The 24,094-nt window shown below is 33.7% G+C and carries 19 protein-coding genes and 1 pseudogene; 18 read left to right on the forward strand and 2 right to left on the reverse strand.

Translation table 11 applies throughout. From position 1 onward, the window contains the following. The first annotated feature begins 125 nt into the window (after positions 1–125). Complete coding sequence (locus HMPREF2846_RS13085; protein WP_002479959.1) at positions 126–1,118, forward strand: D-lactate dehydrogenase; 993 nt, start codon at positions 126–128, stop codon at positions 1,116–1,118. Between the two features lie 130 nt (positions 1,119–1,248). Here the strand turns inward: HMPREF2846_RS13085 and HMPREF2846_RS13090 are convergent. Beyond that, positions 1,249–2,615: pseudogene (locus HMPREF2846_RS13090) on the reverse strand (amino acid permease). Between the two features lie 309 nt (positions 2,616–2,924). Here HMPREF2846_RS13090 and HMPREF2846_RS13095 point away from each other — a divergent pair. From HMPREF2846_RS13095 to HMPREF2846_RS13110, 5 genes are all read left to right on the forward strand, one after another. After that, positions 2,925–3,593, forward strand: coding sequence for an NDxxF motif lipoprotein (locus tag HMPREF2846_RS13095; RefSeq protein ID WP_002479957.1), 669 nt, complete (start codon positions 2,925–2,927; stop codon positions 3,591–3,593). A 125-nt stretch (positions 3,594–3,718) separates the two neighbouring features. Further along, entirely contained in the window at positions 3,719–4,618 is a 900-nt protein-coding gene (locus HMPREF2846_RS13100) for an ABC transporter ATP-binding protein (protein WP_023015569.1), read from the forward strand. Between the two features lies 1 nt (position 4,619). Beyond that, on the forward strand, positions 4,620–5,510 hold the full coding sequence (locus HMPREF2846_RS14830; protein ID WP_256274928.1) for a hypothetical protein: 891 nt from the start codon (positions 4,620–4,622) through the stop codon (positions 5,508–5,510). Positions 5,511–5,531: 21 nt separating this feature from the next. Beyond that, positions 5,532–6,212, forward strand: coding sequence for a hypothetical protein (locus tag HMPREF2846_RS14835; protein WP_256274929.1), 681 nt, complete (start codon positions 5,532–5,534; stop codon positions 6,210–6,212). A gap of 109 nt (positions 6,213–6,321) precedes the next feature. Beyond that, a complete protein-coding gene (locus HMPREF2846_RS13110; protein ID WP_002479954.1) occupies positions 6,322–6,672 on the forward strand; it encodes a zinc ribbon domain-containing protein YjdM in 351 nt (116 codons plus the stop codon). A gap of 71 nt (positions 6,673–6,743) precedes the next feature. Here the strand turns inward: HMPREF2846_RS13110 and HMPREF2846_RS13115 are convergent, their stop codons facing one another. Beyond that, entirely contained in the window at positions 6,744–6,980 is a 237-nt protein-coding gene (locus tag HMPREF2846_RS13115; protein WP_002479953.1) for a hypothetical protein, read from the reverse strand. 185 nt (positions 6,981–7,165) lie between these two features. Between HMPREF2846_RS13115 and dhaK the strand changes: the two genes are divergently transcribed. The 12 genes from dhaK (at position 7,166) to HMPREF2846_RS13175 (ending at position 24,035) form a co-directional block, all read left to right on the forward strand. Beyond that, on the forward strand, positions 7,166–8,131 hold the full coding sequence (gene dhaK / locus HMPREF2846_RS13120; protein WP_070626814.1) for a dihydroxyacetone kinase subunit DhaK: 966 nt from the start codon (positions 7,166–7,168) through the stop codon (positions 8,129–8,131). Positions 8,132–8,152: 21 nt separating this feature from the next. Beyond that, positions 8,153–8,731 carry a dihydroxyacetone kinase subunit DhaL gene (gene dhaL, locus HMPREF2846_RS13125; RefSeq protein ID WP_060804421.1) on the forward strand — a complete coding sequence of 193 codons (579 nt, stop codon included), beginning with the start codon at positions 8,153–8,155 and terminating at the stop codon, positions 8,729–8,731. A gap of 4 nt (positions 8,732–8,735) precedes the next feature. Beyond that, complete coding sequence (gene dhaM, locus HMPREF2846_RS13130) at positions 8,736–9,098, forward strand: dihydroxyacetone kinase phosphoryl donor subunit DhaM (RefSeq protein ID WP_002479950.1); 363 nt, start codon at positions 8,736–8,738, stop codon at positions 9,096–9,098. A gap of 224 nt (positions 9,099–9,322) precedes the next feature. Further along, on the forward strand, positions 9,323–10,618 hold the full coding sequence (locus HMPREF2846_RS13135; RefSeq protein ID WP_070626815.1) for a glycosyltransferase family 2 protein: 1,296 nt from the start codon (positions 9,323–9,325) through the stop codon (positions 10,616–10,618). 50 nt (positions 10,619–10,668) lie between these two features. After that, positions 10,669–13,359: a bifunctional glycosyltransferase/CDP-glycerol:glycerophosphate glycerophosphotransferase gene (locus tag HMPREF2846_RS13140; protein ID WP_070626816.1), complete on the forward strand. Its 2,691-nt coding sequence runs from the start codon at positions 10,669–10,671 to the stop codon at positions 13,357–13,359. A 254-nt stretch (positions 13,360–13,613) separates the two neighbouring features. Then, entirely contained in the window at positions 13,614–14,006 is a 393-nt protein-coding gene (gene tagD, locus HMPREF2846_RS13145) for a glycerol-3-phosphate cytidylyltransferase (RefSeq protein WP_002479946.1), read from the forward strand. Positions 14,007–14,053: 47 nt separating this feature from the next. Beyond that, positions 14,054–16,555 carry a glycosyltransferase gene (locus tag HMPREF2846_RS13150; protein WP_083310010.1) on the forward strand — a complete coding sequence of 834 codons (2,502 nt, stop codon included), beginning with the start codon at positions 14,054–14,056 and terminating at the stop codon, positions 16,553–16,555. A gap of 251 nt (positions 16,556–16,806) precedes the next feature. Continuing rightward, positions 16,807–17,907 carry an acyltransferase family protein gene (locus tag HMPREF2846_RS13155; RefSeq protein WP_070626817.1) on the forward strand — a complete coding sequence of 367 codons (1,101 nt, stop codon included), beginning with the start codon at positions 16,807–16,809 and terminating at the stop codon, positions 17,905–17,907. A 536-nt stretch (positions 17,908–18,443) separates the two neighbouring features. Further along, on the forward strand, positions 18,444–19,766 hold the full coding sequence (locus HMPREF2846_RS13160) for an APC family permease (protein ID WP_070626818.1): 1,323 nt from the start codon (positions 18,444–18,446) through the stop codon (positions 19,764–19,766). A gap of 161 nt (positions 19,767–19,927) precedes the next feature. Continuing rightward, positions 19,928–20,863: a ketopantoate reductase family protein gene (locus HMPREF2846_RS13165; RefSeq protein WP_083310011.1), complete on the forward strand. Its 936-nt coding sequence runs from the start codon at positions 19,928–19,930 to the stop codon at positions 20,861–20,863. 201 nt (positions 20,864–21,064) lie between these two features. Further along, on the forward strand, positions 21,065–22,552 hold the full coding sequence (locus HMPREF2846_RS13170; protein WP_070626820.1) for an aldehyde dehydrogenase family protein: 1,488 nt from the start codon (positions 21,065–21,067) through the stop codon (positions 22,550–22,552). A 337-nt stretch (positions 22,553–22,889) separates the two neighbouring features. After that, on the forward strand, positions 22,890–24,035 hold the full coding sequence (locus HMPREF2846_RS13175; protein WP_070626821.1) for a glycosyltransferase family 2 protein: 1,146 nt from the start codon (positions 22,890–22,892) through the stop codon (positions 24,033–24,035). Positions 24,036–24,094 lie beyond the last annotated feature (59 nt).

The raw sequence follows: 24,094 nt of genomic DNA on the forward strand, positions 1-24,094 counted from the left end.
TAATCAGTTTGACAGATTATTCAGATTAATTTATAACCTATTGACTTTGTGAATGTATTCACATAATATATTAGATAGGATATGAATTACTCTACTATACAACTTTTAGAATTGAGGGAGTAATTATGACAAAAATTAAATTTTTTGGTACACGTGATTATGAAAAAGATGTAGCTTTGAACTGGGCTAAAGAGAATGATGTTGAAGTTTCATTCTCAAATGACTTCTTAAGCTATGATACTTTGGATCAGCTTGAAGGGTTTGACGGCGTTACAACAATGCAATTCGGCAAACTTGAAAAAGAAGCTTACCCTAAATTAGAAGCAATGGGCATCAAACAAGTCGCACAACGTACTGCAGGTTTTGACATGTATGATTTAGAATTAGCGAAAAAACACGGTATTATTATCTCAAACGTACCTAGCTATTCTCCTGAAACAATTGCGGAATACTCAGTAGCTGCTGCATTAAATCTTGTACGTAGATTCCCACGTATTGAAAAACGTGTTCAAGACTATGACTTTACTTGGGATGCGACAATTATGGCAAGACCAGTAAAAGACATGACAGTCGCAATTATCGGTACAGGACGTATCGGCGCATTAACTGGTAATCTTTTCGCAGGCTTCGGTGCTAAAATTGTAGGTTATGATTTATATCCAAATGATTCATTAGATTTCTTAGAATATAAAGATACGATTGAAGAAGCAGTTAAAGATGCGGACATCGTTTCTTTACACATGCCAGGTTCTGCAGACAACCACCACATTTTCAATAAAGAAATGTTTGCGAAATTCAAAGATGGCGCAATCTTAGTTAACGCAGCACGTGGTGCAGTTGTAGATACAGAAGCATTAATCGATGCGGTCAATGAAGGCAAATTAACAGGCGCAGCTGTCGACACTTACGAGTTCGAAATGCCTTACTTCACATTTGACTTTACTGGTAAAGAACTTGAAGATGAAACATTCAAAAAATTAATCGAAAATGACAGAATTCAATTAACACCACATATCGCATTCTTCTCTGATGAAGCGGTACGTAACTTAGTTGAAGGCGGATTAAACGCTGCACTTAATGTCATCAAAACAGGCGATACACCAACACGCTTGAACTAATTATTGTGAGTCGAAGTTATTTTATATAAAGGAAGTCGGATCAGCTCAACTGATCCGGCTTTTTAATTTGTATCATATACACAAAAACAGGTGAAGACTTCAAATCTCCACCTGTTTGATGTGTTGTGTATTAATGTTTAATGCGATTTAAGCCACGGTTTTTAAAGCCGCCGACTTTATATGCGATAAATAATAAGATTAACCAGAATGGTGAGAAGTATAAGGCTACTCTTGTATCTTCAGCTAAGAATAAAATCGCGATGACAATAACGAAGAAGACAAGGGTACTATATGAACCAACTATACCAAAGAAGTTTTTAAATTTTGAAGCAGCATGTAATTCAGGATGTGCTTTACGATATTTGATATAACAAACTAAAATGATTGTCCAAATAAAGATAAAGAAAATTGTTGCGACTGTAGTTACGACTGTGAATACAGTATCTGGAATAACATAGTTCAATAATGCTGCTAAGAATAAGACAACCCCTGAGAAAATCAATGCATTGTATGGGACCCCGTGACGATTGGCTTTACCTAAAGCTTTAGGTGCGCTGTCTGAAACAGCTAAACCATACGACTGTTACTGAATAATCCGCTGTTTGCGGCACTAGATGCTGAAGTTAATACCACAAAGTTAACGATACCCGCAGCAGCTGGAATACCGGCTAAAACGAATAAGTTAACGAATGGACTTTCTTTAGGATCTAATTTATCCCATGGTGTGATACTCATAATAACCATTAAGCTTAAAACATAAAAGATGATGATACGAATACCGACGCTGTTGATGGCTTTCGGTAAGTTCTTTTCTGGATCTTTTGTTTCACGTGCAGTAACACCGACTAATTCAATCCCTACGAAACTAAATACTGCCATTTGGAAAGCGAGTAAAAATCCCATAACCCCATTAGGGAAGAATCCGCCGTGAGAGTAAAGGTTGCTGAAACCACTTTGAATATGGTTAGGTGATGAGAATCCAGTAAAGATTAAATAAAGGCCAATGACAATTAAGAATGAAATCGCAATAACTTTAATAATCGCAAACCAGAATTCGATTTCCCCATAAGCTTTAACGGTCATTAAGTTTAGTGCGAGTAGTAAGATAACTGTGATAATCGCTGTTAAGTAAGGTGGGAAAGACGGCCACCAGAAATTAATATATTTGGTTACAGCTGTGATGTCCGCAATACCTGTAGCTACCCAACAAAACCAGTACGTCCAACCTGTAAAGAAACCAGCCATATGGCCTAAATAATCTTCCGCAATATCAATAAATGAATTGTATTGACTGTTTGATAAAAGAAGTTCACCTAATGCACGCATCATAATGAACAAGAAGAACCCGATAATGATGTAGGCCAAAAGAATGGATGGCCCAGCTAACGCAATACTTTTCCCTGCCCCCAAGAAAAGCCCCGTACCGATAGCGCCCCCGATGGCGATCAGCTGAATGTGACGATTGGTCATACTGCGTTTTAAATCATTGTTTTCCATGATGTTACACCTCTTTGTAGTTTTTATATAGAGAATGGATGGCGTGCAGAGTGAAACTGCGAACTGCATATCATCTATTTTCTTTTTATGTTGTACGGAATAGAATATGTGTATGGAAGTATTATACACTAACTTTAATGAGTTGCGTGACTAATTTTTAATTTTTCTAAATCAAATTTCAATGAAAGCTTTTTATATATGATTTTAGAAGATAACATCATACATTATGAGATTTAGGGTAAAAAATGACTGAGCGAGTGAATTATTAAAAAGATAAAATAAGGCGCAGAATCAAAGGAGAAGGTAACAGTGAAAAAATTAATAACGGGATTGCTTTTTGCGTCTATGACATTGATATTATCAGGATGTGCTTCTTCAGAAGTGAAAGAAGTCAAACAAGAGGCCAAACAAGAACCGACGCAAAAAGCACCGCCACAACAAGAACACAAGAAAGATACTGGATCTGCGAAATCAGAAGGACAACAAGTGGATTTAAATCCGTCTATCTTTGACAAGAAGAAAAAGAATCAAAAATTGACTAAAGCAGAATTAAAACAAGATATCCAAACGTATTTGAATGCTGATCATGATATCACACGTATTTATGAACACTATCAACAAAAGCTGCATTCAAAAGAAGGGCTTTCTAAACGCGATGCAAAACATATTGAAAAAGCCAGTGAGCTAGCAAGTACGAATGATAATAACTTTGCGCAGTATATTAATGAAAATCGTTTACCGAAAGGTTATGACGGACATGCGCATAAAATTAATCGCTACATTACAAACTCTAACCAATACCTCAGAGATATCGATGAAAAAATAGATACCGCAATTGCTTCTTCAAAAAATGGACGTGTTTCTGTAAAAGAAGTCGGTGCGATTGAAAAAGGAAACGATAAACCTAACAAACGTGAACAAAAGAAAATTGAAAAAATCTTGGAAGAAGAAAATATAGATACACGAGCATTCAAATAATCATGAGGGCATTCTTTTTGGAATGTCCTTATTTATTTGTGAGCCTTTTCTTGAGTGAAACAAGTGTATAATGGAGTCAAGTTCTTAAAGTATAGATGAATAATAGAAATAAGAAGGTGATCTATATGACATCAGTTCTAGAAATTAATAATCTCACAAAACGCTTTGGTAAATTCGAAGCACTCTCTAAATTAAATATGAGGGTTGAAGAAGGAGAAATTTTCGGCTTTATTGGTCCGAACGGTTCAGGTAAATCAACGACAATTAAGACGATGTTAGGCCAATTAAAACCAAGTTCCGGGAGTGTTACGTTATTTGGTAAGGATGCGTTTAAAGAAGCAGTAGCCATACATGAACGCATTGCGTATGTCCCAGGTGATGTGAATTTGTGGCCGAATTTAACTGGAGAAGAAGTTATTGAGTTCTTATTAAGTTTACAAAAGTCAGTGAACCATGAACGTAAACAAATGTTAATTCGAGATTTTGAGTTGGATATTCACAAGAAATGCAGTACGTATTCTAAAGGGAATCGACAAAAAGTTGCTTTGATTGCCGCACTAAGTATGGAAGTAGATTTGTATATTTTTGATGAACCAACGTCTGGTTTAGACCCTTTAATGGAACGTGTCTTTCAGCATCACGTAAAAGCGTGCCGTGAGCGTGGAAAAACAGTACTATTATCAAGCCATATTCTTTCTGAAGTAGAACAACTATGTGACCGTGTAGGAATTATACGTAAAGGTGAATTAATAGAAACAGGCACATTAGATGAAATGCGTCATTTAACACGTATGCGCTTTACCGTCATGACACAAGAGATACTAACACATTTAGAAGCGCAACCAGGTGTACATGATGTAACCAAACAAGATGAAACGTATCAATTTCAAGTGGATACTGATCAAACCAGTACAGTGATTCAATATTTAAGTCGCTTCAACATTAAAAAGTTAGAAAGCCAACCGATGACTTTAGAAGATTTATTCTTACGACACTATGGCGAGCAGCTAAAAGAAGGTGAGTAAGATGACACAAAAGCGACTGACACTTTCTAAGATAATGTTGTTTTATTTGAAGCGGAATAAATGGTCTATCATCTTTTGGTTAGTAGGATTAATCGCATTAACCTTAATGATTCCACAATCATTTGCGAATTTGTATCCTGATAAACAAGCATTAGTACCACTGTTTGAAATGTTTAAGAATCCTGCGATGCAAGCGATGCTTGGTAAATTCTCTTTAGACCAAATGACTATAGCGACGATGTTCAGCTATGAGATGTTGATGTTTACTGTGATTCTCGTCAGTATTATGAATATCTTATTTGTTTCGAAAGATTCAAGAGGGGATGAAGAAGCGGGACGTTTAGCGATGTTATCTGCTTTACCGATAGGACGTACGACATTGATTTTGAGTACGATAATTCAACAGGGAATCATTAATGTCATTTTAGGTATATCAATCAGTATAGGCTTGATGTTTACAGGTATTGATCATTTTAGTGTTGAAGGTGCATGGTTATACGGCATGCTTATTGCGGTATCAGGTTTTATGATAAGTATGTTGACATTACTTGTCGCGCAATTAACCACGACACAAAGTCAGACAACAGGCATCAGTATTAGTTTGTTATTGATAATGTATTTAATGCGTGCCATAGGCGATGTGTCAGTTTCTTGGCTCTCTTACATTGTTCCCCTTGGTTGGATCACACGCGCCGATATTTATAGTCATAACCATTGGTGGCCGGTTGCTGCGTTATTTGGAATGTCTCTCATATTATTAATTATTGCGGTGATATTGAATAGACACCGTGATATGGAGTCTGGGTTATTGCCAACGTTTAAAGGGCGTTCGCGTGCATCATCTTTATTAAAATCACCTTTAGGACTACAACTTCATTTACAGCGTACTTGAATAATCGTTTGGGCTATAGGTATGTTGATGCTAGGTTTGTCGTATGGTTCGGTATTTGGAGATTTAGAAAATTTCTTTAAAGAAAATCCGCTGTTACAAAGAATGTTGACTGGCAAAGGAAATAACTATGCTGAACAATTTGTGCCGATATTGATGGCAATTATGGGCATGATTTCAACCATACCTGTTTTAATGGCAATCTTTAAAACCCAAAAGGAAATCAGATTAAGCCATACAGAAAGTATACTGGCTTTGCCCATACATCGTATGCGTTATTTAATGAGCTTTATTTGGATTGGATTGATCAACAGTGTCTTGATGATCAGTTCAGCTACGTTAGGAATGTATATGGGTGCTGTCTCAAGTATGGATAAACCTATTGCTTTTAATAAAATCTTCACTGCAGGGTTAGTTTTTATTCCAGCAATATTAGTCTTTGCGGGATTGGCTGTTTGTATTATCGGTTGGTTTAAGAAAGGGAGTTTAATTGTCTATCTCTATTTAGCTTACTCTTTCTTAGTCGTATATCTAGGACAATTATTAAATATAAAGCAATGGTTGAAAAAAGTGACGCCGTTTGGGCATGTACCACGTCTGCCGATTGCAGATATGGATTGGTCTGCGACTATAATTATGCTTGTGATAGCAACGATGCTATTTATTTTGGGCATTGTTGGTTTTAAATATAAAGATATTTCTTAGACATGAATATAGAAAACAATTCGAAAAAATTAAATTCTAATCGCTGATATATCTTTTTCTATGGAAATATGGTAGATTTAGAGGGTCATTACAGAGCATGGAGGAGAACATGGAACAAACATTACCTAATTGCCCGAGCTGTGGTTCGGAATATACGTATTTAGATGGTGCGTTATTTGTCTGTCCGATGTGCGGACATGAATGGACGCAAGATTCAGTAGAAGAAGCTGAGGAAGCGTTAAAAGTACGAGATGCCAATGGTCAAGAATTACAAGATGGTGACACTGTGACAGTGATTAAGGACTTGAAAATCAAAGGTGCTTCATCTGTGATTAAGCAAGGTACGAAAGTTAAAGGTATCCGTCTAGTAGATCCTGAAGACGGTCATGACATCGATTGTAAAATTCCAGGTGTCGGTCAAATCGGTTTAAAATCGATTTATGTTAAGAAAATCAAATAGTCTTGTATCGATGTAAACAGATATCAGCGTTGGAAAGCCCTCCTATTCAAACCGAGTAGGAGGGCTTTTTGTTAATGTTTGTATTTAAGTTTTCGTTTTAAAACGGTACTGATGATATCGCTGATTAAACAAGTAGCAAATAACAGTGATACAAAAATAATGTTAGTAGTGCTTTCGATTTTGAACCCTGCTGAAAAACCATTTGTTTGCATATTAAAATAGAAGTTAATGGACAATAAAACTAATAAAGCAATAAAGCTGACAATCGTGATAATATCGGCAACACGCTTAGCAAAAGAAAGATTCATAGTAGACACACCTTCTTTGTATGTGATTTATATTGCTTTTCTTAATTGTAATATAACATATTTTTTAATTGAATGATTGTAGGATCTAACCTCTTATCACATGAATAATCATTAGTCAGACTATATAATAGAGGTGTATCTAAAATATGAATTGATGATTGAACACAAAAAGGGGTTGTGCACATATGAAAAAATTAATTCAAGATAAAACTACAATACTTTCAGATATGTTAGAAGGTTTAGCACTTTCAAATCCCGAGCAAACTGTCATTTCTGAGACGGTTGTTGTTAGAAAAGAGAAAAAGCAACAAGGTGTTGCGTTAGTTTCTGGCGGAGGAAGCGGACATGAACCTGCACATGCAGGCTATGTTGCACAGGGAATGTTAGATGCGGCAGTATGCGGTGAAATCTTTACATCACCGACACCGGATAAAATTTTAGAAGCGATTAAAGCTGTTGATAATGGTGACGGTGTCTTATTGATTATCAAAAATTATGCCGGAGATGTTATGAACTTTGAAATGGCGCAAGAAATGGCTGAAATGGAAGGTATCAAAGTCGGTAAAGTGATTGTCAGAGATGATATTGCGGTAGAAGATAAAGAGATGCGCCGTGGTGTAGCAGGCACAGTTTTTGTGCATAAGTTTGCAGGTTACCTTGCTGAACAAGGTGAATCGCTAGAAACGATTGTAGAACAAACTGAAGCATTATTAGCTGATATGCGTACAATAGGCATGGCACTCACACCGCCATTTGTACCATCCACTGGTAAGTATGGCTTTGATTTAGAATCTGGAGATATGGAAATCGGTATCGGTATTCATGGGGAACGTGGATTGAAGAGAGAAGCGGTTAAACCTATCCAAGATATTGCGACTGAATTAGTTCAAGCTTTGAACGAAGAAGTCCAAGCGAAAGAAGTCATAGTGATGGTAAACGGCATGGGCGGCACACCGCTTTCAGAATTAAATATCGCAGTGAAGTATATCCAAGCAGCACTTGAAGCAGAAAATGTTTCAGTCAAAGACTGGTTTGTCGGTGATTATATGACATCGTTAGATATGCAAGGTTTTTCATTAACGTTATTAGAAAGTACTGAGGACCGTTTGAACGCATTAAACGCACCGACAACAAGCCGTTATTTCGGATAACGCACAAGGAGGAAATGAACTATGAATGCAGAAACATTAAAACAACGTTTAATTCATTTACAAGAAATTTTTCAAGAACGTGAAGATACATTAACAGAACTTGATCGTGCCATTGGTGATGGTGACCATGGTGTCAACATGGTCAGAGGCTTTAATGCCTTACCACAAGCATTAGAAAATGCGGACACAGTCCAAGATGTTTTGAAAACAACGGGAATGACTTTAATGTCTAAAGTTGGTGGTGCTTCAGGTCCATTATACGGTTTCAGTTTTGTCAAAATGGCACAAGTTGCGGAAGATGAGATTACAGAAGACAACTTACCTAAGTTGTTAGAGGCATTTTCACAAGCGGTACATCAACGCGGTAAAGTTGAACTAGATGAAAAAACAATGTACGACGTGATTGAAAGAGCGAGAGAAGCGGTAGAAAATGGAGAGACTGTTGATATCGCATACCTTCAAACACTCGCAGATAATACAGAAGATTTAGTTGCGACAAAAGGACGTGCAGCTTACTTCAAAGAAGAGTCAAGAGGTCACACAGATCCAGGTGCACAAAGTAGTGTTTATATCTTAAACGCATTGATAGGAGATGAGTAAATCAATGACAGCGATTATTGTAGTCAGTCATAGTGAAGAAATCGCAAACGGCATCAAAAAACTTATTAGCCAAATGGCTGAAGGCGTGCAAGTGATTCCAGTCGGCGGCAGTGACGGTACTATTGGAACATCCTTTGAACCTATCCAACAAGCAATTGAAGGTTTAAAAGACGATGCGATTTGTTTCTATGATTTAGGTTCAGCAGAAATGAACTTAGATATGGCTATTGAAATGTACGATGGACAATATAGAGTAGAGAAAGTAGAAGCACCTATTGTAGAAGGCAGCTTTCTAGCAAGTGTCAACATCTCTACTGGTATGAGTTATGAACAAGTTGTAGAATCAGTTGAAAGTGAATATAGATAAAAATAACGGCGCATTTGTGTAAGCAAGTGCGTCGTTATTTGTTTATTGCACAAATATAGATTAGCAATAAATACACTCATAATATGTGTTGTGAAGTATTAAAATTTAAAATAAAAGTTGAGCAACATTTACTTTTGTTTAAAAACGTTATGTAGTATATTGATTATAAGGCAAATGCAAACCACAAAGAAATACAACATAGAATCGAAAGCGTTGGTGAACAAATGTTTAGCTTTATACTGCCTGCTTATAATGCAGAAAAAACAATCAGTAAGACGATTGAGAGTATCTTAAACAATAGGACATCTCAAGAGATAGAAATCATTGTGATAAATGATGGAAGTACAGACAACACTAAAAGAATTTTAGAAGGATATGATGATCAAAGAATAAAAGTTATAAACCAAGAAAATAAAGGTGTCAGTGCGGCACGTAATGCCGGCTTAAATGCATTGGATAAAGCTTCTTTATTTACTGCATTTATAGATGACTCTGATACTATTAGCGAAAATTATATTGAAGCACACCTGGAAATTTTTGAGCAATATCCAGAATTAAAGTTATCAGTAGCTCCGATTATACTAAATAAAAATAATCAATTATCCCCACAATCTTTGAATTTCAAATTTCAAAATACATCAGGCTATGTAGATATCAGACAACATTCAACATCTATTCAGTACCATATGGGAGGAACTGTGTTTCGAAGTGAAGTGTTTAACTCATTACACCATAGGTTCCAAGAAAGCCTGACCTTTTGGGAGGACGCTTTATTAATCAATACGATATTACTAGAAAATCTGAAGTATGGACTGGTTAATGGTGCTTATTATTATTATGATCGCAATAATACAAATTCATTAAGCCATGCTGCATGGGGCGAAGAAAGCAGATATACAGCACATTTGAAAAATGCATATTTTCCATTAATTGACCTATCAAAGAAATTATACGGTGAGGTTCTTCCTTATATTCAATACTTAATCGCAAGACACTATTTAGGATATCTTGCAGAGTATAATCAGAAGTACATAATCGAGCATAAGTCATTTATTACAGAGACATTTATGCATCTTTCAAAACAACTGTTTATAAATATAAGTACTAAAACAATAGACCAATTAGAATGCCCGCTTTACTGTAAAATTTACATGTACCAATTGAAAGATATGAAAATGGATTTATCTTTACTTCACAAACAAATTAAAGTACTGATTCAGGGTTACAATTTTAAAAACGGAATATTACAATTCACTTTTTCTAATGAAGCTGTTGGGATACCTGGAGAAAGTAAGATTTTTATAAAGAAAGTGACAGCAGATATTGTATGTACTAAAGAAAAGTATTTATTGGGAAGAAAAATGAAAAATGACATTACGTTCAATAAGTATTCAATAAAGTTACCGATATTTTTTATTTTGTCAGGTTTTCTGTTGAAAATTAAATCCAACAATAACATCTACAATGCTAAAAGTGTATCTTTAATATTTAGGATCATCACCAAAATAAAAAGAATTTAAAAAAACCAAGTTTAAAACAATCATGAATCAACAAAATGGAGGAGTTTATCTTGAAATTTTTAAATTTTAAAAAGAAGATGAAACGTAAGGTTTACAACAAGGAAAACAAGCATTACCCATTTAAAGTAAGCGTTGTTATTCCTGTATATAATACAGAAGAATATATTCAAGAAACATTGGATAGTATTTATAACCAAAGTATGGATTTTAAAGATATTCAAATTATTTTAGTGAATGATGGATCTACAGACGGCACGCATGATATCTTACAAAGAAATGTAGATTTGTATCCTGAAAACATAAAATATATTAATAAAAAAAATGAAGGTGTTTCAATAGCGAGAAATACAGGGCTTGAAAGCGCCGAAGGTAAGTATATTAACTTTATAGACTCTGATGATAAATGGGGACTAGAAACTTTTGAGTCAGCATATAACTTTTTAGAAGAACATACAGAAACTGATATTGTTAGTTCCAGATTAAGATTCTTTGATAGTGTCGTTGGTGAACATCCTTTAAATTATAAATTTGAAAAAGAAAAGGATGTTCTAGTCGATTTGCTTAAAGATTACGATAACATTCAAATGCATGCTTCTTCATCTTTTTTTAGAAAATCAGCGATTGGTAAAATCAAATTTGATTCTAATTTAAAGTACGCTGAAGATGCTAAGTTTGTATACGATGTTTTGAAGAAAAAATATAAATTAGGGAAATTAAGCTATATTAACGGATGTTATTTTTATAGAAAAAGAGCAGATGAATCATCAGCTATTGATACTGCTCATTATAAAGATACATTTTATGTACCTACGTTAGAGAACTATCATCAATATTTAATAGATGATAGTCGAAATAGTTTAGGGTACGTTCCTAAATATATTCAAGCTGTTTTATTATATGACTTACAGTATAGGTTCAAATACTCAGATGTAACTCTAAATAAGTTAACTGAAGAACAACTGAAGCAATATACTGATAAAATTTTAAACTTATTAAAAGTGATAGAAGATGATGTATTATTTACTCCAAGTCTCAAAGTAATGAATGTCATTTATCAGAATGCTATTTTACATAACAGATATAAGAACGGTAAATTAGAAATTCGAGTTGAGGATAATAGACACAATATTTACTTCAATAATATATTTCTGAAATCTATTGAGAATATGTATTTGAAAAATGAGTCAATGTATTTAAAGAAAGGCATTTTAAAACTTTCATTTTCGCTACCAATGGTTACTGATGAAATCAAAGTTGAACCAATTATTCAAATTGGATCTCATAAAATTATTAAAGCAGACAAGGCTACTGTCCTCTCTGAGCATTATTTTTTAGGAGAGAAAGTTAGCCATACCTCTTTTTACAGATTTGAATTGCCGGTTAAAAAGTTTAGTCCTGAATTTACTTTAGCTTATCTAGTTAATGATAAAGAGATTGTTGAAATTGAAAACGTAGGAAAAACTTTAAAAACTAATTTTAGTAACACAAAAGTACCATTTAAGCATTTTGGAAACCATACTATTAGATTATTTGAAAATAAAAAATTTGTAATAACTAAGATAAAAAAAGTGCTGACTATAAAGAATATAATTGGTTTACTACTGAAAAACAAAACTCGAAAATCTGGTATTTATAAAATAATAGGTCTGAAAGCTAAATCAAAAAATAAAAAACGGATTTGGCTATTTACTGATCGCCTGAATCAAGCAGAAGATAATGCAGAAGCTTTTTTTGATTTCATTTACAAACAAAAAAAAGAAATAACACCTTATTATTTAATTGAAAAAAACAATGCAGATTATAAACGTTTGAAAAAAAGCTATGGAAGGTCAGTCGTTCCATTTAATAGTAAAAAGCATCACTTGTTGACTTTTCAAGCGGAAAAAATGATTACTTCTCACACTGAACCTTATTTATTTAATCCATTTGGAGTAGTAAATGGTAGATATGTTCGGGAGCTAATTGATTTTGATTTTGTGTTTTTACAGCATGGAGTTACGCAGAATAATGTTAGTAAGTTGCTTCATAAATATAATAAACCAATCGATTATTTTATAACTAGTGCTCAAAGAGAAGCGGTTGATATCATAGATAAATATGGGTTCTTAAATAAAGAAGTGAAAATTACTGGGTTGGCAAGATTTGATTTGTTAAAAAATAAAGATATTAAAAAATGCATTATCACATTTATGCCAACATGGAGACCACAGCTACTGCTTGGAACAGATGAACAATTTTTGGAAAGTGAATTTTATAAAAGAACGTATAGCTTTTTAAGTGACAATAAAATTAAAGAGTGGGTTCAAAAAAGCAATGTAGAGATTCAGTTTCACTTGCACCCTAGAATGAGTGAAAGATTTATTCAATATTATAAAGGATTAAAGCATATTAAAATTACTGATTATACGAATTATAAAGAAGTGATCAGTAGCAGTGCTTTACTCATTACTGATGTCTCTTCTGTTGCATTTGATGTTGCCTATTTAAATAAACCTGTTGTATATTATCAGTTTGATTTAGATGATATATATAAATATGCGATTTATAGTCCGGGCTACTTTAAATATGAGTCGGATGGTTTTGGTCCAGTAGCACGCAATGAACAGGACTTGATAAAAGTTGTTGAGTCAATTCGTCAAAATCAATTTAAATTGGATAGCAAATACTATGAACGGATAAAGCGTTTTTTTGCTTATACTGACAAAAATAATAGAAAAAGAATTTATGAAGAAATTAAATAGTTGTTTTAGTGCCTTTTGAGAAGTTTTTTAGTACTCAAAAGGCACTTTTTTATCGTGGTAAATGTAAAAATTCAATGCAAGTGTTATACTTTTGTAAAGATTCATTAAACTCTATTAAATATATTAAGTTTATACTAATGAGTAAATGTATGTATAAACGTATTTTCGGAATAAATGCATGATTGTTTGCAAAATACATAGTAGAGTATGTGTTTCATCATAAATAAAGAAAAACGAATGAAAGAGTGGACAGTATGAAGAGAGTAATTACTTATGGAACTTATGATTTATTACATTATGGACATATTGAATTATTAAGACGTGCAAGAGAAATGGGAGATTATCTTATTGTGGCATTGTCTAGTGATGAGTTTAATAAAATTAAGAATAAAAAATCTTACTATAGCTATGAACAAAGAAAGATGATGTTAGAATCAATTCGTTATGTAGATTTAGTAATCCCTGAAAATGATTGGGGCCAAAAACAAAAAGACGTTGATCGATATGAAGTAGATACATTCGTGATGGGGCACGATTGGGAAGGCGAATTTGATTTCTTGAAAGAACAGTGTGAAGTCATTTATTTAAAACGTACGGAAGGTATTTCTACGACACAAATCAAGAAAGAGTTATACGGTAAAGAATAAAGCTTTTGTTTTAATGTTGATAAAAAAGATAAATAGGAGTGTCTACATTGAATAAAGTAAGCGGATTTATACTGAATCAAGCGAAAAGAAAATATAAGTTTATTGAGCAACCTGTCAAATCGAAGTTTAAGAGCAAGTATGTCTTAAAAACAACTAAATATGCGAACTTTTATAAAAAGAACAAAGTTAACGATAGACAAATAGTTTATCAAGCACGAGATGGTAAGAGTATGACAGACAGCCCTTATGCAGTTTTTAAATATCTATTAAGAGATAAGAAATATAAAAAATTAGAACATATCTGGGTTGTAGATTCTGAGAAAAAACGTAAAGCATATACTAAACAATATAAATCATTTAAAAATGTGCGATTCATTGTAAAAGAAAGTGACGATTATTTAAGTGTACTTACAACTGCTAAGTATATTATCAATAACTCAACTTTCCCCGCTTATTTTACAAAGAAACCAGAACAAGTGTATGTAAATACTTGGCATGGCACACCTATTAAAGCTATGGGCCTAGATGTAGAAGATAACTTAGTCGGCTCTCAAAATATTATTAAAAACTTTTTAAGTGCAGATATATTAGTCAGTCCGAACCCTCATACAACAGAAGTGTTCAAAAGAGCATTTAGTTTAGATGGTATTTATAATGGTGATTTAGCTGAAATTGGTTATCCAAGAATTGATTTAACATTGAATAGTGATAAAAAAGATGTACGTAAACATTTAAAACAAAATGGTCTTAAATTAAAGAAACGTAAAACACTTTTATTTGCGCCAACATGGCGTGGGACTGATGTTAATGACCCCGAAGATAGTGTGGCTGACATTCATGAAATGGTCTTAGAACTTGAAAAGAAAACAGGCTATCAGGTTATTGTTAAAGTACATCCTTTTGTTTATAAAACAGCATTAAATTATAAAGAACTAAAGCCATATCTTGTTCCTGATTCATTTGATACGAATGAATTGTTAGCAGCTGTAGATTTGTTAGTAACTGATTACTCTAGTATTTTCTTTGATTATCTTGTAACAGATCAACCTATTGTTTTTTATGCGCCTGATTATGAGGATTACAATAGTGACCGCGGACTTTATATTAATACAGATCTACTTCCTGGACCGTCGGTCTATGACATAGATGAGCTTGTATCAGCTGTTAATGAAGCGGAAACAAACCAAGATGTATATCAAACTAAATATGAGCGTTTTAAAGATTTATATGTTCCTTATGAAGATGGACATGTAACTGAACGTCTTGTTAACAAAATGTTCCAACCGGTTGTTAGTAATCAAGAAAACACTAAGAAGAAAATATTGATGTATCCAGGCGGAATGAAAAATAATGGTATTACTACATCAGCAATTAATTTATTAGAAAATATTGATTACGATAAATATGATGTAACGATTTTCTTGGGAGATACAAAGAATCGTGAAATCTTAGATAATTTGAAAGAAGTTAATAAAAATGTACGTATTATCTTAAGAAAAGGACCTTTATTAGGTACTACTTTAGAGAAATACAGAGATATCTTTGTTAAAAATAGAGGTGTTAAATCTGTATTGGAAGAATCAGTTTATCCAGCAGAAGTATTTGAACGCGAATTTAGAAAGATTTTCGGAATTTCAAAATTTGACGTTGTAGTAGACTTCAGTGGTTATTCTATGTTCTGGTCAAAAATTCTATTAGGAACAGAATCCAAACGTAAACTAATGTACCTTCATAGTGACATTAAGAGTGATATGAATCGTAACGTAAATGGTATACGTCCGCATTACCAAAACTTAAAAGGTGTCATCAGTTTATATAACCGTTTTGATTATTTAGTCAGTGTTTCAGAAGAAACATGTAGAATTAATAAAGAAAACTTAGCAACGTCTAAAACAAAAGATAAATTTACATCAGCTATGAATACAATTAATTTAACACGTATTAATAAATTAAAAGACGAAGATACAGATTTCTTTATGCATCGCGGACAAAAAGTATTAGCATACTTAAATAATGGAGAAATCGTGAGTGTTCCGTTTAATGATCAAGATTTCAAAGTTATGGCGATGGGTAGGCTTTCTCCAGAAAAAGGCTTTGATATTTTAATTGAAGGCTTCAAAGATGCAGTTAAAGAAAATCCAACTGCGAAATTGTACATTTTAGGTGAGGGACCGTTACGCTCTAACTTAGAACAATTGATTCGCAAACTGCAATTAGAGGACAATGTTTTCTTGGTGGGTCAAAAACGAAACCCATTTAACATTATGAAGCAATGTGATGTCTTTGCGTTAACTTCTCATTATGAAGGGCAGTCTATGGTGTTGCTTGAAGCGTTAACAGTTGGTGTTAATGTACTTGCCTCAAACATCCCGGCTAACAGATATGTTTTACGTTATGGTGACTTCGGAATTCTTACAGAAAATGAACCAGAAAAAGTCGGTGAAAACATTAAGAGTTTCATGAATGGTCAGATTCCTGTCTTTGAAACATTTAAAGGACAAAACCATAATGAAACTGCACTAAATGAGTTTTATTCATTATTAGATTAATAAAACGGTTAAAGATAGGCTTGCGCGCCATGCGTAAGTCTATTTATTTTTGAAAATAACTTTTGATAGAACTAAATAGTGTTCTTAACTCTATTGCGTAAATGATGTAAGTTACATATAATTAATGATGATGAACGTATTTGTGAAAACATATCTCTTTTAAATATCGCTTGCTGATATTTAAAAGAATTTTTTATGTATTCATTGAAAGCGTTTTAACACTAGGGATAAATATTAAGGGAGTACGCAAAATGAAAAAGAAAGTAGAACTGACATATGCGCGTGCTATTTTTTGTGTCATTATCGTTGTTGTTCATGCAATGACAGGTTTTGTGAATGATCCGCATATCACAGAGTTCCAAAAACGAAGCGCAAGTTACATTCAAGTCTTATTATTTAGTGCGACACCGTGCTTTATTATGTTATCTGAAATGTTGTTAGGTATGAGGTATTCTAAACATATACCTAATAACTTTTTAACTAAACGCGTGAAGTTTATTTTAATACCATACATTTGCTTTGCATTATTTGTGATTGTCGAGATATATTTTGATCCAAGTAAAAATTTCTCAATGAGTCACTTATTGATTAATATTTTGTTAGAAGGTAAATTCTTTGGATGGTTTGTACTGGTTATTTTCCAATTCTTTGTATTACATATGTTGTTTTATAAAGTGCTAGATCGCATGAAACCACTTATACCTATTGTTGTGTCATTAGTTATTAGTTTTGGACATGCTTTTTTAATGTACTATAGTACAACTTATTTAGAGTTTTGGAATACATATTATCCATTATTTAACCGTACAATTATTTTGAATTGGTTGTTTTACTTTGTTATCGGTTTCTATATTGGTAAGAACTTTGATGCAGTGATGCAGTATGTGCAACAAAAAGTACTATATGTACTTGGGGTACTTTTACCAAGTGGACTAGTTATAGCATTCGATTTCTTTGTGTTGAACGTTACATGGAGAGAATCAAATCGTTTTGACCTATTCATCTTCACAGCAGCATTCTTTGTTTTAGCTATTTATGTCGCAAAACAATTAAGCCGATATCACTTAACAGCTTTATATATGATTAGTGAAATCTCGTTCTTTATTTATTTATCACATCAAATTATTATCCAACATATTTCTAGAGGACTAGCTTCATTTGTGAAGTATCCTTTCGCATTCTTTACATTAACTACTATATTCACACTAGGTTTTTGTGTAGGCTTAGCTATCATACTATCTTTCTTCCCATACGTAAGAATAGTCGTTGGCAGAAACACACTTTATCCGATGGTGTTGAACAATTATAGTATTAAACCAGAAGAACCTAAGTCTGTTGTGGAAACTAAATAATATCATTTTAAGCATTTGCACTAAGTTGCAAATGCTTTTTTTGAGAAATAAAAGTAAAAAAATGATTTAAAAGAGGGAGAAGCAGGTAATAGAAATAAGTATGATTGATTGGGGTTATTCAGATATTTTAAGTTTGGTTTAACTACCTCAAATAAATAACAGTTTTCTTTAATACATTCAAAACACTTTTTCAAAGTTTGTTCATAAATTGTGTATATATTAAAAGAAAATGTTATTGCCCATTATGCGAGCGTGCGTTAAACTGTAACAGGAAGCTATGATTAACATTATCAAAAGGGATAAAAGTAACAGAGACAAATAAAAAGTTATTTTTTTCAGTATGTAAGCGCATTCAATAAGGAAGGGTTAAAGAAGCGGCTGAACAGTACGACAAATACAAAGATTTTTAAAATCCATGTATGTGTTGTGCGGTATGGTCTTTTATTTTTGTAATAATATTGAATGATACTGTTTTAATAATGTATAGCGTCTCTCTACTTGCTTATCACGTATGAGTAAATGGAGGATAGATAGATATGAGTAATCAAAATGAGCTTAAACGTAATTTAGGTTTCTTCTCAGCCATTTCCATAGTTATGGGAACGGTAATCGGCGCTGGCGTATTCTTTAAAGTTTCCAGTGTCGCAGAAGTAACGAGCTCTACAAGTATGGCAATGTTGGTATGGCTGTTAGGTGGTTTAGTAACAATCTGTGCAGGATTGACTGCAGCCGAACTTGCCGCCGCAATTCCAGAGACAGGCGGACTTGTTAAATATATTGAATATACTTACGGTAACTTCTGGGGTTACTTATCAGGATGGGCGCAAGCATTTATTTATTTCCCAGCAAACGTTGCTGCTTTAGCAATTGTCTTTGCGACGCAATTTACTAACTTATTCCATATTAAAGCACATTGGATTTTGTTGATTGCATTAATAACTGCGCTAACTGTATACTTTATCAACTGCTTAGGATCTAAAGCAGGAGGTATGCTTCAGTCTATTACATTAGTAATTAAACTGATTCCAATTATCTTAATTGTAGCCGTCGGCTTCTTTGCACCTAGTAATGTAGAATTCTCACTATTCCCAATTCAATCAGGTGAGCAGCAAGGCTTCTTTACAGCCTTAGGTGCAGGTTTACTTGCGACTATGTTCGCTTATGATGGTTGGATGCACGTTGGTACAATTGCTGGTGAGTTGAAGAATCCAAAACGTGACTTACCAGGTGCAATCACTATCGGTTTAGGTGCTGTAATGGTTGTTTACCTTTTAATCAACGCAGTATTCTTAATGACATTACCAATTTCAGAAATCAGTGGTAACTTGAACGCAGCAAGTGAAGCTTCTGTTAAAATCTTCGGTAATGGCGGAGGTAAAATTGTCACAATTGGTATCATGGTATCTGTATATGGTGCTTTAAATGGTTATATGATGACAGGTATGCGTGTACCATATGCGATGGCTGAACGTGGCGGTTTACCATTCAAGAACTTCTTCTTGAAATTGACACCAGGACAAGCACCATGGGCAAGTGGTTTAGTTCAAATCGTTATTGCTTTCGTTATGATGTCTTTAGGTGCATTCGATACAATTACAAATATGTTGATCTTTGTTATCTGGACATTCTACACAATGGCTTTCGTAGCAGTAATGATTCTTAGACGTAGAGAACCAGAAATGGAACGTCCTTATAAAGTACCGCTTTATCCAATCGTACCATTAATTGCGATTGTGTCAGGTGTGTTCGTATTAATTAATACATTGTTCACTCAAACATTACTCGCATCAATTGGTATTATCATTACTTTATTAGGTATTCCAATCTATTATTATACAAAGAGAAAAGAAGCTAAATAATCTCAATCATTACGATTAGCCGGCAATTTTGCCGGCTAATTTTTCAATATAAGTTATCTCAATATTCAAAAATAACAGAATTAAGCGTTATAATATAAACAGATACAACTTTAGATACGGTAATAACTTACCGCAATACAAACATAAGGAGTACGATGAATATGAAAATTGCAGTTGCTGGTGCCGGCGCTATGGGCGGCCGTGTAGGCACACAAATTCAAAAAGCAGGTTACGACGTTACATTTATTGATAGTTGGTTACCTCACGTTGAGGCTGTACAAAAACATGGTTTTGAAATTCAAACAGAAACTGAGACTTATCAAGTAGATGCGACAATGATTACACCTGAAGAAGTGAATGATCAATATGATTTAGTCATCATTCTTACAAAAGCAATGCAATCTGTAGAAATGTTGCAAAAGCTGAAAGATAAAGGGGCTATTACTAAAGGCACAGCAGTATTGACAATGATGAACGGTTTGGGTCATGACGAACGTTTTAAACAAGTCGTACCTGAGGAACAAATATATCTTGCTGTTACAATGTGGACAGCTGGTTTAAGAGGACCGGGCAAACTATTACTTGAAGGTGTAGGTACTGTAGACTTCCAACGTGTTGATGGTAAAGAAAGTGAAAGAACAAGAGAAATTAATCAAGTCTTTGAAGATGCAGGTTTAAATCCAACAATCAGTAATCAAATTATGCAAACAGTTTGGTTAAAAGCAGCACTTAATAGTGTAGTTAATCCACTTTGTACAATTTTAGATAAACGTATCGTTGATTTTGCAGCATACGAAAATTCACGCGAAATGATTACACCAATCATACGTGAAATCGTAGAAGTAGCAGCTGCTAAAGGCGTTGAAGTAGATTTTGACACAATCGTGCATAAAATCGAAGGATCTTATCCTGTTGAAACACAAGGTTTACATCATCCTTCAATGCACCAAGACTTATATAGCGGTCGTTTAACAGAGGTAGACTATCTAAACGGTCAAGTTGAAGAATATGGTCAAGAATTTGGTATTCCAACACCAAACAATACAATGTTGAAACATTTAGTACACCAATTAGAAATGACACATGTAAAAGCATAATTAAGATCTTTAAAAGCTCTGCATGATGCAGGGCTTTTTTCATTTGAATGCATTCATAAGCACATTGTATGACTAACTTATTTAATTATGTGATAATTAATATACAACTGAAAACGCTTCACAATAGGTTTTAACAAGGTTTCTAAGCTTTTCATAAACCTTGAGCAATAAATAAATTAGCTTTAAAGGAGGCTTTTAATCATGAGTGTAAATGTAAGAGACTATATCCAAGACAGTTATGATTTATTTATTAATGGTGAGTTTGTACCGAGCGAATCAGGAGAAACAATTGACGTTTCAAACCCAGCAACAGGTGAGGTTATCACTAAAGTAGCTAAAGCAAGCGAAAAAGATGTTGATAAAGCTGTTCAAGCAGCACAAGCAGCATTCGACAGCTGGAGTAAAACACCTAAAGCAGAGCGCGTGAAATTATTACGCGAAATTGGTGACAAATTATTAGAACAAAAAGATCGTTTCGCAGTTATCGAAACATTAAATAATGGTAAACCGATTCGTGAAACATCCACAATCGATATTCCATTATCAGCACGTCATTACGAATACTTCGCAAGTGTAATTGACACAGATGAAGGTACAGTTAATGACATGAGTGAAGATGTTATGAGTATTGTACGTCATGAACCAATTGGTGTTGTAGGTGCCGTAGTAGCATGGAACTTCCCAATGTTATTATCAGCTTGGAAATTAGCACCAGCACTTGCGGCTGGTAACACAGTAGTCATCCAACCATCATCATCTACACCAGTCAGCTTAATTGAATTAGCTAAAATCTTCCAAGAAGTATTACCTAATGGTGTAGTAAACATCTTAACAGGTAAAGGTTCTGAATCAGGTAATGCAATCTTCAATCACGAAGGTGTAGATAAATTATCATTCACTGGTTCAACAGAAGTAGGTTATCAAGTTGCTGATGCTGCAGCGAAACGCTTAGTTCCTGCAACACTAGAACTTGGTGGTAAATCAGCTAACATCATCTTAGATGATGCAAACTTAGATGTTGCGGTAGAAGGTATTCAACTTGGTATCTTATTCAACCAAGGTGAAGTCTGCAGTGCTGGTTCACGCTTACTTGTACAAGAAGATATCTATGATAAATTAATGGATCGCTTAAAAGATGCATTCAGCCGTATTAAAGTAGGTGACCCTCTAGATGAAAATATTCAAATGGGTTCACAAACAGGTGAAGCACAATTAGAAAAAATCCAAAATTATGTAAATTATGCTAAAGAATCAGGTGCAGAAATCTTAGTTGGCGGTAACCGCTTAACAGATGGAGAATTATCTAAAGGTTATTTCTTCGAACCAACAATTATTGCCGTAGAAAATAATAAAAACAAACTTGCACAAGAAGAAATCTTTGGTCCTGTCTTAACAGTTATTAAAGTTAAAGATGAAGACGAAGCAATTCAAATCGCAAATGATTCTGAATACGGTTTAGCAGGCGGCGTTTTCTCTGAAAACATCAACCGTGCATTGAAAGTTGCACGTGAAGTTAGAACAGGCCGTATCTGGGTTAACACTTATAACCAAGTACCAGAAGGCGCTCCATTCGGCGGCTACAAAAAATCTGGTATTGGCCGTGAAACTTACAAAGCAGCTATCCAAAACTATCAACAAGTAAAAAACATCTATATTGATACAAGCAACCAAACTAAAGGCTTATACTAAGTTTCATTTGGTCAAAAAATGTATTAATTTGAATTTAAGCACCGACCATCTTATTTATTGAAGATGGTTGGTGCTTTTTATTTTGTTAGAAAGATAGAGTCTTCGTATACTTTGAAGTCATTGTATAACCTTCATTAAGAATATATAGATTTTGTAAAGATGCTAGGTTTTATTAGAAAAAGTCAAAGTCATCTATTATAATGTGAAACAAATTCTAAGTAGTATATTAAAAACATACTGTTTCTAAATTTAAAATACAAATTTGGGTATATAGATAAATAACCCTTAATATAAATAGAAGAAGTGGAAACATTTTACAATAGAACGGAGAAATAGAATGGTTAAAGTAAGAATGTTAATCCCATGCTTTAATGAAGAAGATGTTATCAACTACACATACAAAGAACTAAAGAAAGTTCTAGAAGAAGATTCGAAAAAACAAAACTATGATTTTGATTTACTTTTTATTGACGACGGGAGTAAGGATAGCACAATTGAAAAGGTTAAAGATTACAGTCAATATGATTCACACGTAAAATACATTGAATTCAGTAGAAACTTTGGTAAAGAAGCTGCAATGTATGCTGGACTGGATCAAAGTAGAGATGTAGATGCAGTGATTATTTTAGATGGTGATTTACAACATCCACCTGAATTAATTCCACAAATGATTGAGAAGTATTTAGAAAATGGTACAGACCAAGTTATTGCTAAACGTAATCGTGAAGGAGAAAAAGCTACACGTAAATTTATGACGCATTGTTATTATAAGTTGGTCAATCGCTTTGTTGATGTACCAATTGAAGATGGTGTAGGTGATTTCCGTTTATTAAGTCAACGTGTCGTACGTACACTTGCTGATTTAGGAGAGACACAAAGATTCTCTAAAGGATTATTTTCTTGGGTAGGTTATAAGACAGAAACGATTGAATACGAAAATCAAGAACGCATAGCCGGAGACTCTAAGTGGTCATTCTTTAAATTATTAGATTACGGTGTAGACGGTGTTATTTCGTTTAACAACAAGCCGTTACGTACAATTATGTACTTTGGTATGGGAATCTTTGGTATTAGTTTATTATACTTGTTAATCAATTTCTTAATGATTATCTTTAACGGTATTGACGCACCAGGTTATTTCACTACAATTTTTGCGATTTTATTCTTAGGTAGTATTCAGTTGATTTCATTAGGAGTTATTGGTGAATATATTGGACGTATTTATTATGAAGTGAAGAATCGTCCGAAATATCTTCAACAAGATTCAAATTTAAAAGAACAGTCAGCAGAAAAGAAGAAAACAGAGGAATTCGAATCAACATCTGATCAACGAGAGAAATATCCTAATATAGAACCCTTACATCATGCGATGCCAAAACCTCAAGAACCTGTATCATACAAAACGAATTTACAAGAACGAGAAGAAAGTGAATTAAAAGAAAAAGAAAAACAAGCACAACGTATCAAACAAATGAATGTATAAAATAAAGCGGCACGTTTAAGAAAGCAAAATCTTTCGTTAAACGTGCCACTTTTATAATA

Source organism: Staphylococcus sp. HMSC056G08, from assembly GCF_001812305.1.
Taxonomy (GTDB): Bacteria; Bacillota; Bacilli; order Staphylococcales; family Staphylococcaceae; genus Staphylococcus; species Staphylococcus simulans.

What these genes read in the sequence shown, in the direction of transcription:
- HMPREF2846_RS13165 (WP_083310011.1), top strand. Translation starts at nt 19,928, where the DNA reads ATGAAAATTGCAGTTGCTGGTGCCGGCGCTATGGGCGGCCGTGTAGGC.
- HMPREF2846_RS13155 (WP_070626817.1), top strand. Translation starts at nt 16,807, where the DNA reads ATGAAAAAGAAAGTAGAACTGACATATGCGCGTGCTATTTTTTGTGTC.
- HMPREF2846_RS13115 (WP_002479953.1), bottom strand. Translation starts at nt 6,980, where the DNA reads ATGAATCTTTCTTTTGCTAAGCGTGTTGCCGATATTATCACGATTGTC.
- HMPREF2846_RS13110 (WP_002479954.1), top strand. Translation starts at nt 6,322, where the DNA reads ATGGAACAAACATTACCTAATTGCCCGAGCTGTGGTTCGGAATATACG.
- HMPREF2846_RS13100 (WP_023015569.1), top strand. Translation starts at nt 3,719, where the DNA reads ATGACATCAGTTCTAGAAATTAATAATCTCACAAAACGCTTTGGTAAA.
- HMPREF2846_RS14830 (WP_256274928.1), top strand. Translation starts at nt 4,620, where the DNA reads ATGACACAAAAGCGACTGACACTTTCTAAGATAATGTTGTTTTATTTG.
- HMPREF2846_RS14835 (WP_256274929.1), top strand. Translation starts at nt 5,532, where the DNA reads ATGTTGATGCTAGGTTTGTCGTATGGTTCGGTATTTGGAGATTTAGAA.
- HMPREF2846_RS13175 (WP_070626821.1), top strand. Translation starts at nt 22,890, where the DNA reads ATGGTTAAAGTAAGAATGTTAATCCCATGCTTTAATGAAGAAGATGTT.
- HMPREF2846_RS13135 (WP_070626815.1), top strand. Translation starts at nt 9,323, where the DNA reads ATGTTTAGCTTTATACTGCCTGCTTATAATGCAGAAAAAACAATCAGT.
- dhaM (WP_002479950.1), top strand. Translation starts at nt 8,736, where the DNA reads ATGACAGCGATTATTGTAGTCAGTCATAGTGAAGAAATCGCAAACGGC.
- HMPREF2846_RS13170 (WP_070626820.1), top strand. Translation starts at nt 21,065, where the DNA reads ATGAGTGTAAATGTAAGAGACTATATCCAAGACAGTTATGATTTATTT.
- HMPREF2846_RS13160 (WP_070626818.1), top strand. Translation starts at nt 18,444, where the DNA reads ATGAGTAATCAAAATGAGCTTAAACGTAATTTAGGTTTCTTCTCAGCC.
- tagD (WP_002479946.1), top strand. Translation starts at nt 13,614, where the DNA reads ATGAAGAGAGTAATTACTTATGGAACTTATGATTTATTACATTATGGA.
- HMPREF2846_RS13085 (WP_002479959.1), top strand. Translation starts at nt 126, where the DNA reads ATGACAAAAATTAAATTTTTTGGTACACGTGATTATGAAAAAGATGTA.
- dhaL (WP_060804421.1), top strand. Translation starts at nt 8,153, where the DNA reads ATGAATGCAGAAACATTAAAACAACGTTTAATTCATTTACAAGAAATT.
- dhaK (WP_070626814.1), top strand. Translation starts at nt 7,166, where the DNA reads ATGAAAAAATTAATTCAAGATAAAACTACAATACTTTCAGATATGTTA.